This is a genomic window from Vibrio porteresiae DSM 19223, from assembly GCF_024347055.1.
Classification (GTDB): Bacteria; Pseudomonadota; Gammaproteobacteria; order Enterobacterales; family Vibrionaceae; genus Vibrio; species Vibrio porteresiae.
The window spans coordinates 1441463-1454287 of sequence record NZ_AP024896.1; the positions used below are offsets into that span (position 1 = coordinate 1441463).

The following is a 12825-nucleotide window of genomic DNA, read 5'->3' on the forward strand; positions in this document are numbered from 1 at the left end:
TTTTCTACTCGAAAGTCACTATAAATAAAGACACTATAAAGAGAGACTCTACAAAATAGTGCCTTTCATCTGATAGAACTCACCAGACATAGTGGTGTAGTAAGCGTAGGAAATGCGGGAGACAAAATTGTCGCAATGAACCACGGTGTTCTTGTCCGCTTCTTGCCATGAGATGAGAAAATTATTTCCATCCAGTTCGCGCCAAGAGAAAGGCACTTCCATTACTGTGCCGGTAAGATCACCGGTTAAAAATTCAATACGAATGGTTTTGCCATCGTGAAGATAGCCATTTTTAACTTCTAAGCCGTTATCCATTCGAATGGTAAATTCCTGTCCTTTATAAGGAAAGACATTGTCAGTCACAAAATACTCCTTGCTTTGATACATCGTTCTTAAGTTGCCCATCTATCGAATGAACGTGCCACCCGCCATACAGCGTTTGTCTTTGATCTCTTTGGGCAGAGAATTGACTTGCACCACCAGTACTTTAGCCGGTTCCTTACCCAACGTGCCTGAGATATGACCAATCTTGCCATCTTGTTGGACTGCGTCGATATCGTAACCAAATGAGAGATCACCTGGGCCAAATTTCACGCGGTGATGATCCATGGTTTCGATATACCAATGTCCTGAAACAGGAATCACCCATTGAGCACTTGGGCTTTTATGCCAAGTTCCCGCCCAGCCTACAGGCATGATGTTGAACACGTAACGTGTGGTTTTCATGTCGTCAGTTGATACCAACTCTGGAGCACCACCCACACTGAAATTCTGAAATGACAATTTGTCTAATTCACAATAAGCTTGGTGAGTCACACCATTGGCATCGTTATATAAACTTTCATACCCTATTTTGTTATTTGGTACGCCAGCCATTACGACACAAGGCGTCAATAAACAGGCCAAACCTAATACACGAATATTCATTTTTATCTCCTAACAACCTGCTGATAATATTATCTTTTCTATTTAGCATAGTTAATCTACAATCTGTATTTTCTTAATAGACAGTTTGTCCACAATCTAAATTACGATTATGTATTCGATTAGAGATCTCAGTGTTTTCGTTCAAGCAGCAAGAAGCAGTAGTTTCGTTGAAGCGGCAACCGCATTAGGCATCACCCCCTCATCCGTTGGCAAAACCATACAAAAAAATTGAAGAAAAGCATAATATTATGTTATTTGCTCGCAGTACGCGCAGTATCTCGCTTACCGAGGAAGGGCAAATTCTGTATCGCTATGCAGAAAACATCTTGCAAGAACTCGATGCGGCAACAATTACCCTAGAAAAGATGAAAAATAATTGTCAGGGTAAACTAAAAATTAGCGTTCCCAATATTGATGAGATTTTTGATGAATTAATCGCTGGTTTTATTCTTGAACATCCAAATATTGAGTTAGATATTTCCCTTAGTGATGACTATGTGGATATTATCAAAGAGAGTTACGATGCCGTTATTCGCTTTGGATATATTTCCGACTCTCGCTTATTTGCCAAACGTATTGGCGATATTACTATGAACGTCTTTCATTCTGCCCAATATGTTTTACAAACTGATCTGTATGCCAATCAGTTTTTGTTTTATCGCTATCCCGCCTCAGGGAAAATCGAATCTTGGAACAACGTGATGCCACTAAACATGGATAAGATTGGCATTTATCGCACCTTCAACTCTATCCCATTGATTAAGAAACTGTGTATGGCAGGCCAAGGTTTGGCTTATCTACCAGAGAGAGTCTGCTTGCATGAGTTAGCCAATGGTCAATTGATCAAAGCAAGCGGCTCAGGACAGAGCATTCGGGAAGTAAGTATTGTCTGGCCGCATAATAAAAACGTCAGTTCAAAATTGCGGGCTTTTATTGATTATTTTTCCACACATTGGCAATCGAGTTGAGCTTTACTAATCGGCTCATCTAAGCAGCTTTACTACTCAACTTGACTAAGAGATTTGTTAGGTGACGTTACTATGAAGAACCCCGCTCGGCGGCGGGGTTTCAAGATGATTACAGCGGCAAAATCGAGATTTCAACTCGGCGATTACACTTTCGACCAGCTTGAGTATCGTTGGAGCAAATGGGCTGACTTTCACCCGCACCTTGAACTTGAATGCGGTTTGAAGCCACCTTTTGACCAATCAAATAAGTACGAACCGAGCTCGCACGTTGCTCTGAAAGCTGCTGGTTATAGCTAGCGCTTCCCGTACTGTCGGTGTGCCCAGTGATCAAAAGTTGGGTTTTAGGGTATTCCACTAGGATACGAGCAACGCCATTCAGTGATTGATAGATACTGGCATCGAGGTTGTGAGAGTTGGATTGAAAGCCAATCCCATTTTGCATCACCAACACCAGTTGACCATCTCCGACGCGCTTCACTTGCACACCAGAATCAACTAACTCTTTGCGCAGTGCCGCTTCTTGACGGTCAAAATAATAGCCCACACCAGCACCAACCGCCGCTCCACCAGCAACCCCGATCAAAGCATGTTGGCGTCGCTCTTTCGCACTGCCGCCCGTGGCTAAGCCGGTTAATACACCCGCTACAGCGCCGATCATGGCACCTTTGGTTGCCGAGTTAGTTTCTTGCTCGCCTGTTGTGGCGTTTTGTCTTTGGGTGGCTTCACAGCCCGTGAGCACTAATGCCACTGCCAATAAACACGACAATTTTTTCATTGTTTTTCCTACTCTCATCGTTAGCGTTCACTTAATCCAGTTTAGAACTCAATGGGATTAACTGAGCAATTTTCAGCGATGATAAAGAGAAAACGTAAAGGAATGTAAAGAGAAGAAAGGGAACAGGTAAGCCTTATGTGAATTTTGTCAGCAGTGTGATGAAAGGAAGCAATAGATAGGTGATTTATACTGTCGGGAAAGAGCGCGAAAAATGCAGATAAAAAAAGTCCCCACAGTCTAAACGTGAGGACTTCATACGGGGCTAGGATCACAATTGTCCTTCAGAGCCACCCTTTGCGTTTGAAGTACACATATGGGGCAAAGCCTGAAGCCAACATCAATCCGAGCGCGAATGGATAACCACCTAACCAGTGCAACTCCGGCATGAAATCAAAGTTCATCCCGTAAATACTCGCAATCACTGTCGGTGGGAGAAAGACCACGGAAGCAATTGAGAAAATTTTGATGATTTGGTTCTGCTCAATGTTGATAAAACCTTGGGTTGAATCCATTAAGAAGTTGATTTTATCGAACAAAAACGTGGTATGAGACATCAAGGCTTCAATGTCATGCCCAACCTCGGTTAAGGTTTCTCGATGTTCATTACGTGACTTGAGGTTTCTTAGCAAAAATGAAATGGTTCGCTGAGTATCCATCAAACACAGGCGCACTTTACCGTTGCTGTCTTCAAGACGGGCCAAACGGCTAATACACTCTTCTAAATCCGCTTCTTCATTCTCCAAAACATCATGGCTCACTCGCTCCAGTTGGCGATGAATGTCCTCAAGAATATCCGCATGATTTTCGACTTTCTGCTCAAGCAATGTCACCAATAGGCTATCCACTGTATTGCAATGAATCTGCCCTCGGCGGGCCCGCAAACGCAGTAAGCGAAAGTCAGCCACATCACCATCGCGTATGGTGATCAGACGTTCGTTTTGTAAAATACAAGCCACGGTCACTGAGTTGTGTCGTCCTTCCGTTGGGGAAAGAAACAGTGAGTGAACATGGATTCCTGAACGATCAATAAAACAACGCGCTGAAGTTTCAATTTCTTCTACATCAGTAGATTCAGGCAGTTCGATGCGCCAAAGAGAGCTAATCAGTTGTCGCTCTTCATCGGTGGGCTCGTGTGCATCAATCCACTCGGCCTGCTGAACAAATTGCCTAAGATCGCTGCTATCATCGGTTGGCATTGCAGTAATCACGCCATTTATGATTCTAAAAAAACGCAGCATCGCACACTCCTCTCCATCGTTACGAGTCGGCTCGTAATCTATCTTTTTTATGTTTCAGTTTCTTAATAACTGAAAAAATACTCTATACTTTTCCTTAAAGTAGAGTGTCGCTCCTTGCGCTCGCCGGAGTATACAGGAAGAATGGGGAGACACTCAAAATCTGGCGGTTAGACCAGTTGAGGGCATCGCAGTTCATTGAAAACCCAAACAGAATAATTCTCGGTAAATTTTTTTATGCCGCTGTAGGATTGATTCTGCTCACAAATTTATTCAATGAGTAAATTTATCAAAAATAAAACTAGTCATTATTCAAGCAACGTGTATACTCTGACCAGCTCTAACAAATGAGTTATATGTGAAACATTTAGTACAAGTTACCTCTCAGATATCTTTCGAACTTTTTCGTTTAGCTCCTGCGACAACTCTTCCTGAAAATCCATCTAATCCAATTTGTTAAAAGCGTAACATTAAATTTTAAACGTAAAAAAGAAGAAATATCTATGTCTAACAAAGCGACTGGTTCAGTAAAATGGTTCAACGAAACTAAAGGTTTCGGTTTCATCAGCCAAGACAACGGTGGTCAAGATGTGTTTGTACACTTCAACGCTATCGTATCTGAAGGTTTCAAAACTCTTGCTGAAGGTCAACGTGTAAGCTTTGACGTTGAACAGGGTAAAAAAGGCCCTCAAGCAGCAAACGTTACAGCGCTGTAATGAATTTATTGGCGTGATGGCTCTCCATCGCGCCAATTCCTCCCTTCTATTACCCTCGCTCTACTAGATACAACTTACTTTTTTCTCTATCTACATGAAGGAAATATATGTCTCGAAGAACTACGCGTCAGCGTCATTGGTATCAATTATTACGTGATAAAAAATTGAAAGAACAAAGCACTCCTCAATCTGAATATCAAATTTAATTCCTTATCTCTCGCGCTCGTTTACTCAACATCATTTTGAGTTAAGCGGTACAAATATGTGTTCATTAATTATGAACAACACCAAAACCTTATTATTTATTCACACAAGATCTCATAATACGTAGGTATTACTTTTCATTTTATTCCTAGTGATTATGCTCTTGTGTTTTAAAAAGGAATGAATCTCTATGTCAAAAAAGACAAAAGCTACTAAAGCAAAAACTGAGCAAGGCGATACTCTTGAAAAGAAATCGTTAAGCGAACATGAAACTCGCAAAAAAATTGAAGAACTTCTAGAACAAAGAGCATTTGATCGTCAGTTCGAGTTATAAGATTTACCTCATCCCGTTACTCTCTATGGATGGCCCTCACCCATCCAACTTGAGACCAGCACTCCCGCGCCTTTCTTGCTTTTCTTCAAACACACGCCTAAATCTGCTCAAATTTAAGATTTTTCGACATTTCAGCCACTTTGTGCAAAGTAGTAACTGCTAATATAGAAAACTTCGTATAGAATTCACCCAGTCTGTTAATCGCACGATTCTCATCTATGCTTGAACTCTTTTTGCTGCAAATAGCTCTGTTTTCGATTTTCCCACTCTACTTCACTGTCCTTGATGGTCCACTACGTCGCGTCTCTTATTACATCTACATTGCGTTGGTGTTATTGATTGGTGGATTCTTTGGTAACGTTTATTCTCTGCCAGTAACTGCTGATATTACTGTATCCGGTGGCAATATTTGCTACGGCGCTTTTATGATGTCGTCGGTCTTATTTGTTTTAGTTGAGCGTGACCTATTCATTCTGCGCCACTTGGTGCGCTTAGTGCTGTTTGTCGATTTATTTAATGCGCTATTTTCTGATTTGGCTGCACGCAGTTTGTCACACCAAGGGATAATGAATCCCCATAATACTTCGCCAGCCCTGTTTGATATCTCCACCCCTTTTATTATTTTGGGTGGCGTGCTGATTATTCTTGAGTTGCTTACGCTACTCTACAGTTTTGAAAAACTGAAAAAATGCCATTTCAATCCAGTGGTAACCGCCTTTTGTTATATTCTGCTGTTTATTACGGTGCTCTGTATTGATGGCATTCTCTTCCCGCTGTTAGCCTTTGGCTTTAGCCAAGAGATCATCAATATTGTGTTTGGATCGTTGGATGGCAAAATTCTCACTGCCAGTGCCTATGCGCTGCCACTGATTCTCTTTACCCTCATTCGCCGCAAGTCGTTCATCAGTTATTTGAGCGCGGATGATTTTCGCTGGACGCTGCTCCTTAAAACCAGCACTCAATTGGCCGAAGAAATGTCGGCACAAGAGACTTATCGTGAGCAAGCCGATACCGTGTTTAAACACACGGATGAAGGCTTAGCCATTGTTGATAACCAAGGAAAAGTGCTAAGAGCAAACCAAGCCTTATGCGAGGAGTTGGCGTTGCCACTTACCCAATTATTAGTGCGTACAGATTCGATCTTTGCGCTGTTCACTTATCAGCAGCACGCCTTAGACCTAGAGATATTACGCAAGCTTCCTTGGCGTGGCGAAGTTAGCTTTGGCGCTGAGCATCATGGGCTACTTTCCATCGCCAAAGTTGAGTCTGAGTCCAATAAGCCCGTGACCTTTGTACTGTCACTGGTCAACATTGATGAACAAAAGGCGATTCAGGCCAAACTCAACCATCTTGCTCGCCATGATCAGCTTACCCAGTTACCTAACCGTCGCGTGCTAGATGATGTGATTGAAAGCCTACAGGGTAAAGCCTTTGGGCTATTGGTCGTCGATTTGGATCATTTTAAAGACGTCAACGATAGTTACGGCCATGCGGCGGGCGATACCGTGTTGTGCACGCTGGCTGATAGACTGCGCTTACTGCATGACGAATTTCCCGATGATGTGCTCGGTTTATCGCGAACCGGTGGTGATGAATTTGCGATTTTGATCGCCAACTTGCCGCTATTGAAAGTCACCCAATTGATCAATGCGATTCAATACCGTCTTGCCCAAGTAATACCACTTAATAATCAAGTTGAGGTCTACATTTCCGCTACGATTGGGGCCAGTTTCCAAGCGCAAGGAGAGAACCGAGATTTGCTACAAGAGGCAGACGCAGGGCTTTATGAAGCCAAACGTAACCGCCGCGGCAGTTATGGGCTATACGAAGAACGTCTGACGTTAGAAAGCCAACGCAAATTGACCCTAAGCAGCAAGCTCAAGCAAACCTTGCAAGAGGGCAAGGTGCAGGTCTATTACCAACCGCAATACTGCGCCAAAACTGAACGCTTGGTGGGGGTTGAAGCCCTTGCACGCTGGCATGATGATGAACTGGGTTGGGTTTCACCAGCCGAGTTTATCCCGATTGCAGAAGAGACGGGCCTAATCGAACCTTTAGGCGAATTCGTTCTTAAACGTGCCTGCGAAGACGGCGCCAAATGGATTGCGCAGGGGTTAGGCGAATTGAAAATGTCGGTTAACGTGTCAGCCTATCAACTGCGTTTTGGCCAATTTATAGCAACGCTCAACAATGTGCTCAAGCAAACCGAATTTCCCGTCCGTTTTCTGGAGTTGGAACTGACAGAATCGGCTTATATCGAACGAGAAAATGAAGTTCTACCGTTACTGCATCAATTGAAACAGCTCGGCGTTCGTTTAGCCATCGACGATTTTGGTACAGGGTATTCATCGCTCTCCTACTTATCCAAAATGCCGTGGGACACGCTGAAAATCGATCGTAGCTTTATCATCGGCATTCCTGATGATCAGGAGCAGTGCAAACTGACGGCGACCATCATCAAAATGGCCCACGCTCTCAATCTGGATATCGTTGTTGAAGGGGTTGAAACTCGTGAACAACTCGCCTTTGTTGCTCAGCGTAATAGTCAATTAATTCAAGGCTATTACTACTCTCCACCCTTAGCCGCAGAGGCATTGATCGCACGAATCAGAAAAGAGCAAAGCAGCCAGTGATTGCGACGCTAAGTGCTCGTCGTTCATTGAATAGCTTGCACTTAGATGCCTATCTGGCAATTAATCTTTCTAAAAAAGGCAAAGCTGTATTAAGAAATGAATAATTGTTTAATTGTGAGCGACTCCCTAGTATCGAGATAAATACAGGAACGTATTATTTACAGGGAATCAGTATGACCAACAGTTATGCGGCACAAAGCAGTGAGTCGCTTGCGGTAAGTAAACCGAGCGACAAGAAACTGTACAAATTGATCGTAGCCTCTTCCATCGGTAACGCGCTGGAGTGGTTTGACTTAATCGCTTACGCCTTTTTTGCGCGCACCATTTCAACGCTCTTTTTCCCAACGGATAACGACACCTTGTCCCTAATGATGACCTTGGTGACGTTTGCGTTGTCCTACCTGATTCGTCCTCTCGGCGCCGTGGTTATCGGCAGCTATGCAGATAGAGCCGGTCGCAAATCCGCCATGCTGCTTACCATTTGGTTAATGATGGCGGGAACTTTACTTATCTCCATCATGCCAACGTACGCAACGATTGGACTGCTCGCCCCTATCGGCATTTTGCTCGCTCGTTTACTGCAAGGTTTCTCTGCAGGCGGTGAATTTGGCAGCGCGACGGCCATGTTGGTAGAGCAATACCCAGATCGCAAAGGCTTTATCTCTAGCTTTATGTTTGCGAGCCAAGGGATCAGTGGCTTACTGGGTGCAGGGTTTGGCTTGTTACTCAGCGCGACGCTAACGCCTGAACAGCTTTCCGACTGGGGCTGGCGCGTGCCATTCATTTTTGGCTTGTTAATCGGCCCAATCGGCTTGTACATCCGTCGTCATATTGAAGAAACCGACGAATTTGCCGAGAAAAAAGAGACCAAAGTACCGTTAGTGGAACTGTTTGCAAACCATAAACGCGGTATCTTCTACAACATCGGCGCTATGGTGCTTTCCACCTCAGTGACCTATTCCATCATCTTTATGCCAACCTATGCCACCAAGTTTCTTGGCTTAAGCGGCTCAATTGGTTACGGCGGCACGCTCATTAGCTACGCCGTGCTGACGGTGCTGACACCGTTTATTGGCAGCTTATCGGATAAAATTGGCCGAACTCGCTTAATGATGAGTGCCGGTGGTTTGTTCTTGTGTTCTGTCTACCCCGCGTTTGTCCTGCTCTCGCACAACGCGACACTGCTGATGCTCGCGGCAGTACTATTCTGGCTGAGTATTCTAAAAGCGATGTACTTTGGTGGCTTACCCGCACTGATGTCGGAACTCTTCCCAACCGAAGTTCGTGCCACCGGCATGGCGCTCAGTTACAACATCGCCACCACGGTATTTGGTAGCTTCACTCCGGCGCTACTGGTTTGGTCTATCAGTGCAACTGGCGATTTAATGGCTCCAAGTTACTACCTCATCTTCTCTTGTTGTGTGAGCCTAGTTTCGATGATTGCGATTCGTAAGCACTTTAAGATTCGCTAAACCATCCCCAACGGTGATTAGATAAGGCTACTTCGGTAGCCTTTTTTATTTCTGCTCACAAAACGCAAAAAGAGCACCGAAGTGCTCTTTAACTGTTCAGCTAAATTGACTGACATAAAAAGCCAGTGTTAACGAGGGAAATGTTCCCCTAAGTCCCAGAACAAACCCGCTGCGGCAGCTAAGCCTTGTTTGGCAACGCTCGCCAGCAAGTGTTCATCCGGAGCATGTTGCTGACAAGATGGGTACGAATGAGGCATCCATACGGTTGGCAAACCTAATACATCGGCAAAACAGTGATTAGGAATCGTGCCACCTAAGTTTGGCAATACGGTAATCGGTTGATTGAGCGAGTGCTCCATCGATGTTTTAACAAAGTCCACCCATGGATGGGTTGGATCAAGACGAGTTGCGTTGTATCCCCCTTCATAAGTAACGTCGATATCAAGAAAATCGTGGGCGGCAAAATGCTCCAATAGGTTACTCACTAAGTTATCTAAATCCGTACCCGGAACAAGACGTAAGTGACACACTGCCTCGGCGGAATTGGGAATAGCGCCAATCGGTTTGGTGATATTACCCGCACCAAGCGCAATCACTTCAAGGGTGTTAGAGCCAAACAAACGTTCACCCACAGAGAGATGCGCCTCACCCCAATTCGGATTGAGTTCAGGGTCGCCAGCATTGCCGCCAACGGGCAGCTCTCGCATCATCTCAGCAGTTAAACCTTGCGGCGCGGGCGCTTTTAAACAATCAGCCAATAATTTGCCGTTAGCCGATACTAAGGTCGCCAGAGCATGCTGCAAACGAATCGCTGGGTTGGTCATCACGCCGCCCCAGTTACCAGAGTGTCTTGCACCATTGCCGGTTTCACAACGCAAACGGAACTGACACACCCCGCGCGAACCTAAGAAGATGGTTGGACTTTGCGCATTAAGGCGCGGACCATCTGATGCCAGGAACAGATCCGATTCGAGTTCTTGAGCATGTTCACGACAGAAGGCTTCCAGACCAGTAGAGCCAACCTCTTCGCTCATCTCAAACAAGATTTTCACGTTATAGCCTAGCTGACCTTCGCGCGCTTTGAGCGCGGCTTCTAACGCGATAAAGTTAATCGTGTGCTGACCTTTGTTATCGGCTGTGCCGCGACCAAAAATTTTGTCGTCAATTTGGCTAAGCTGCCAAGGATGCGTGCCCGCTTGCCAAAGCTCTTCTTGGCCGTTGGTTACATCGCCATGTCCATAAAGCAATAACGTGGGTAGATCAGTGCCTTCAATACGTTTTGCGACCAACAGTGGCGGCTTGCCAGCAACTGGATTGTCAAATTGCTCGCAGCGAAAACCAAGCGCTGCCAAATATGGCGTCATCTCTTCGCTAAGATAAGCGGACAAATGCGCAGTTGCCTCTGGATTTTGACTCTCGGTCATTAACGCAACCCGGCGGGTTAATGTTTGAATAAATTCCCCATTTTCCATGGTCTGAGTTGCCAACGTAATGGCATGTGAACGCCCAAAGGCTTGTGACTCACTCATCTAATCTCCCTATTTTTCTCTCGCAAAGGCTCGATTTCGTTATAGGGTTTAGCTTATGATGAGCTCAGGTTTGCAACAATTATTAAATAGGCAACTAAGTTTTGCCTTAAATAGAAAGCTAAACAATGCACGACATCAATCTTAAGTATTTTCACTCGGTAGCGAAAACCGGTTCGCTTTCCGCTGCGTCTGAAGAGCTGCATATTGCCGTCTCTGCCGTCAGTCGCCAAATCAGTCAGTTAGAAGAGCAGTTGCAATTAACCCTCTTTGAACGCAAAGCCCGTGGTATGACCCTAACGCCCGCGGGCGAGCTGCTGTATACCTACGCATTACGTAATGATGTAGAACTGACCAATGTGATTACCGAAATGCAAGGGATCACCAATCGCCAGCAGCAATCGATCTCGCTGGCGTGTCCTGAAGGGATGGCGTGGGATTTTCTACCGCATATTATTACTCAGTTTCGCCAAACCCATCCGCAAACGCTGTTTTCTCTGCAAGTGGTGGATTCAGCAAGGGCCACTCAGTTAGTCAAAGAAGGTGTTGTCGATGCCGCCCTAACATTCAGCCTGCAACCAGAGCAAGGTGTGCAAGTGGCACTGCAAGTCCCTTCACCCGTTTTTGCGCTGCTCAGTCATGACCACCCATTGGCAAACAAAGAGAAATTAACCGTATCGGATATCGCCGCTTATCCACTGGCATTGTCGGAATCAGGCACCACGCTGAACTATTTGTTTGAAATTACCTGCCACTTAGCCGGAATTAAGGTCTACCCCGCCCTCACTAGTAATGCCATGGGCGCAATCTACACGTTCACCAAAGATACGCCGCAAGCCGTCGCACTGTTCGGTGCCCAATCAATCCAGCGCCAAGCCCCTAAAGATGGCCTTATTTTGCGCCCAATGACCGAATCCACCTTTGTGCAACGCAGCCTGCAGCTGCAAGTCATGGCCGGCCGCCAACACCCAGAAAGCGTACAAGTGTTTGTCGACTATTTAATGGCAAAGTTAGTTGAAAACTGACACTCACCTCCAACCTGCCTCACGCTATTGATTCGAAATAGGGCAACAGCGTCATTCTAACTTGCTGCCAAGCTCTGTTTCCTTCTCTATGGTTAACGCACAACAATATCAGTGAACCCATGATTGTTTCTTCGGTATCCATCACCGACAAATAAATAGTTATGCTAATCGTTATCATTTAGATTTCATTATGTTAACATCCCTAACCAATTGCCGAATCAACACTGGACTAATTCACAATGTTTCAATTGGTTGATGCCACTTTTGACATCGATGGGAAAACGATTCTAGCCCCCACTAACCTCACATTTGATTCCCATAAAGTGACCACTTTATTGGGACATAATGGATGTGGCAAATCGACGTTAATGAATTTGCTTAGCCGACAAACAACGCCTACACAGGGCGAAGTGTTGTTTGAGCAACAATCGTTACAGCAATTTTCGCCACAGGAATTCGCCCATCGTGTTGCCTATTTGCCACAACATCCACCGTTAACAGACGGCATTACGGTTCGCGAATTAGTCTACTTCGGTCGCTATCCTTGGAAAGGTGCTTTGGGTCGTTACAATCAGACCGACCATCAGATCGTAGCACAAGCCATTGATCATGTTGGCTTACAACCTTTTGCTGACCGCTTTGTCGCAACCTTATCTGGGGGTGAGCGCCAACGTGCATGGGTCGCCATGCTGCTTGCTCAACAAAGCCAATGCATTTTACTTGATGAACCCACATCCGCTTTAGATGTTGCCCATCAGCATGAACTGCTCACTCTTATTCGCAGGTTGAATCTAGAGCTAGGTTTAACGGTTATTATGGTGCTGCATGACGTCAATATGGCAGCCAAATTCAGTGATACTTTAGTTGCACTCCATACTGGTAAAGTCATCGCGACAGGATCGCCAGAAGCTCTCATGACACCAGATACTCTCAAACACATATATGGCATTGATTTAGCTCTGTTTGTTCATCCACAAACAGGTCAGCCAATCAGTTACATTCCCTAGAAC

At 45.1% G+C, this 12825-nt stretch carries 13 protein-coding genes; 8 read left to right on the forward strand and 5 right to left on the reverse strand.

Annotated elements, in window-relative coordinates:
• Positions 1-48: 48 nt before the first annotated feature.
• Positions 49-363 carry a MoaF-related domain-containing protein gene (locus tag OCV11_RS23125; RefSeq protein ID WP_261896805.1) on the reverse strand — a complete coding sequence of 105 codons (315 nt, stop codon included), beginning with the start codon at positions 361-363 and terminating at the stop codon, positions 49-51.
• A gap of 42 nt (positions 364-405) precedes the next feature.
• The gene (locus OCV11_RS23130; protein ID WP_261896806.1) at positions 406-927 is read right to left on the reverse strand and encodes a cupin domain-containing protein; all 522 of its coding nucleotides are present in this window, start codon (positions 925-927) and stop codon (positions 406-408) included.
• Positions 928-1036: 109 nt separating this feature from the next.
• On the opposite strand from OCV11_RS23130, the gene OCV11_RS25090 reads away from it, so the two are divergent.
• Both OCV11_RS25090 and OCV11_RS23135 read left to right on the forward strand, forming a co-directional pair.
• A complete protein-coding gene (locus OCV11_RS25090; protein ID WP_373332834.1) occupies positions 1037-1159 on the forward strand; it encodes a helix-turn-helix domain-containing protein in 123 nt (40 codons plus the stop codon).
• Between the two features lie 16 nt (positions 1160-1175).
• Positions 1176-1895, forward strand: coding sequence for a LysR substrate-binding domain-containing protein (locus tag OCV11_RS23135; RefSeq protein ID WP_261896807.1), 720 nt, complete (start codon positions 1176-1178; stop codon positions 1893-1895).
• Between the two features lie 109 nt (positions 1896-2004).
• Here OCV11_RS23135 and OCV11_RS23140 read toward each other — a convergent pair whose 3' ends face one another.
• Positions 2005-2670: an OmpA family protein gene (locus OCV11_RS23140; RefSeq protein ID WP_261896808.1), complete on the reverse strand. Its 666-nt coding sequence runs from the start codon at positions 2668-2670 to the stop codon at positions 2005-2007.
• 281 nt (positions 2671-2951) lie between these two features.
• The gene (corA, locus tag OCV11_RS23145; RefSeq protein ID WP_261896809.1) at positions 2952-3908 is read right to left on the reverse strand and encodes a magnesium/cobalt transporter CorA; all 957 of its coding nucleotides are present in this window, start codon (positions 3906-3908) and stop codon (positions 2952-2954) included.
• Between the two features lie 500 nt (positions 3909-4408).
• Between corA and cspE the strand changes: the two genes are divergently transcribed.
• The 4 genes from cspE (at position 4409) to OCV11_RS23165 (ending at position 9264) form a co-directional block, all read left to right on the forward strand.
• Entirely contained in the window at positions 4409-4621 is a 213-nt protein-coding gene (gene cspE / locus OCV11_RS23150) for a transcription antiterminator/RNA stability regulator CspE (protein ID WP_068719007.1), read from the forward strand.
• Positions 4622-5015: 394 nt separating this feature from the next.
• Positions 5016-5159 (forward strand): hypothetical protein, encoded by a 144-nt coding sequence (locus OCV11_RS23155; protein WP_261896810.1) that lies wholly within the window; start codon positions 5016-5018, stop codon positions 5157-5159.
• A 218-nt stretch (positions 5160-5377) separates the two neighbouring features.
• Entirely contained in the window at positions 5378-7792 is a 2415-nt protein-coding gene (locus tag OCV11_RS23160; protein WP_261896811.1) for a putative bifunctional diguanylate cyclase/phosphodiesterase, read from the forward strand.
• 173 nt (positions 7793-7965) lie between these two features.
• Entirely contained in the window at positions 7966-9264 is a 1299-nt protein-coding gene (locus tag OCV11_RS23165) for an MFS transporter (protein WP_261896812.1), read from the forward strand.
• 128 nt (positions 9265-9392) lie between these two features.
• Here OCV11_RS23165 and OCV11_RS23170 read toward each other — a convergent pair whose 3' ends face one another.
• Positions 9393-10793, reverse strand: coding sequence for a M20 family metallopeptidase (locus OCV11_RS23170; protein WP_261896813.1), 1401 nt, complete (start codon positions 10791-10793; stop codon positions 9393-9395).
• A gap of 125 nt (positions 10794-10918) precedes the next feature.
• Here OCV11_RS23170 and OCV11_RS23175 point away from each other — a divergent pair, with 125 nt between their 5' ends.
• Together OCV11_RS23175 and OCV11_RS23180 are read left to right on the forward strand one after the other, a co-directional pair.
• A complete protein-coding gene (locus OCV11_RS23175) occupies positions 10919-11815 on the forward strand; it encodes a LysR family transcriptional regulator (protein ID WP_261896814.1) in 897 nt (298 codons plus the stop codon).
• 239 nt (positions 11816-12054) lie between these two features.
• The gene (locus tag OCV11_RS23180; protein WP_261896815.1) at positions 12055-12822 is read left to right on the forward strand and encodes an ABC transporter ATP-binding protein; all 768 of its coding nucleotides are present in this window, start codon (positions 12055-12057) and stop codon (positions 12820-12822) included.
• Positions 12823-12825 lie beyond the last annotated feature (3 nt).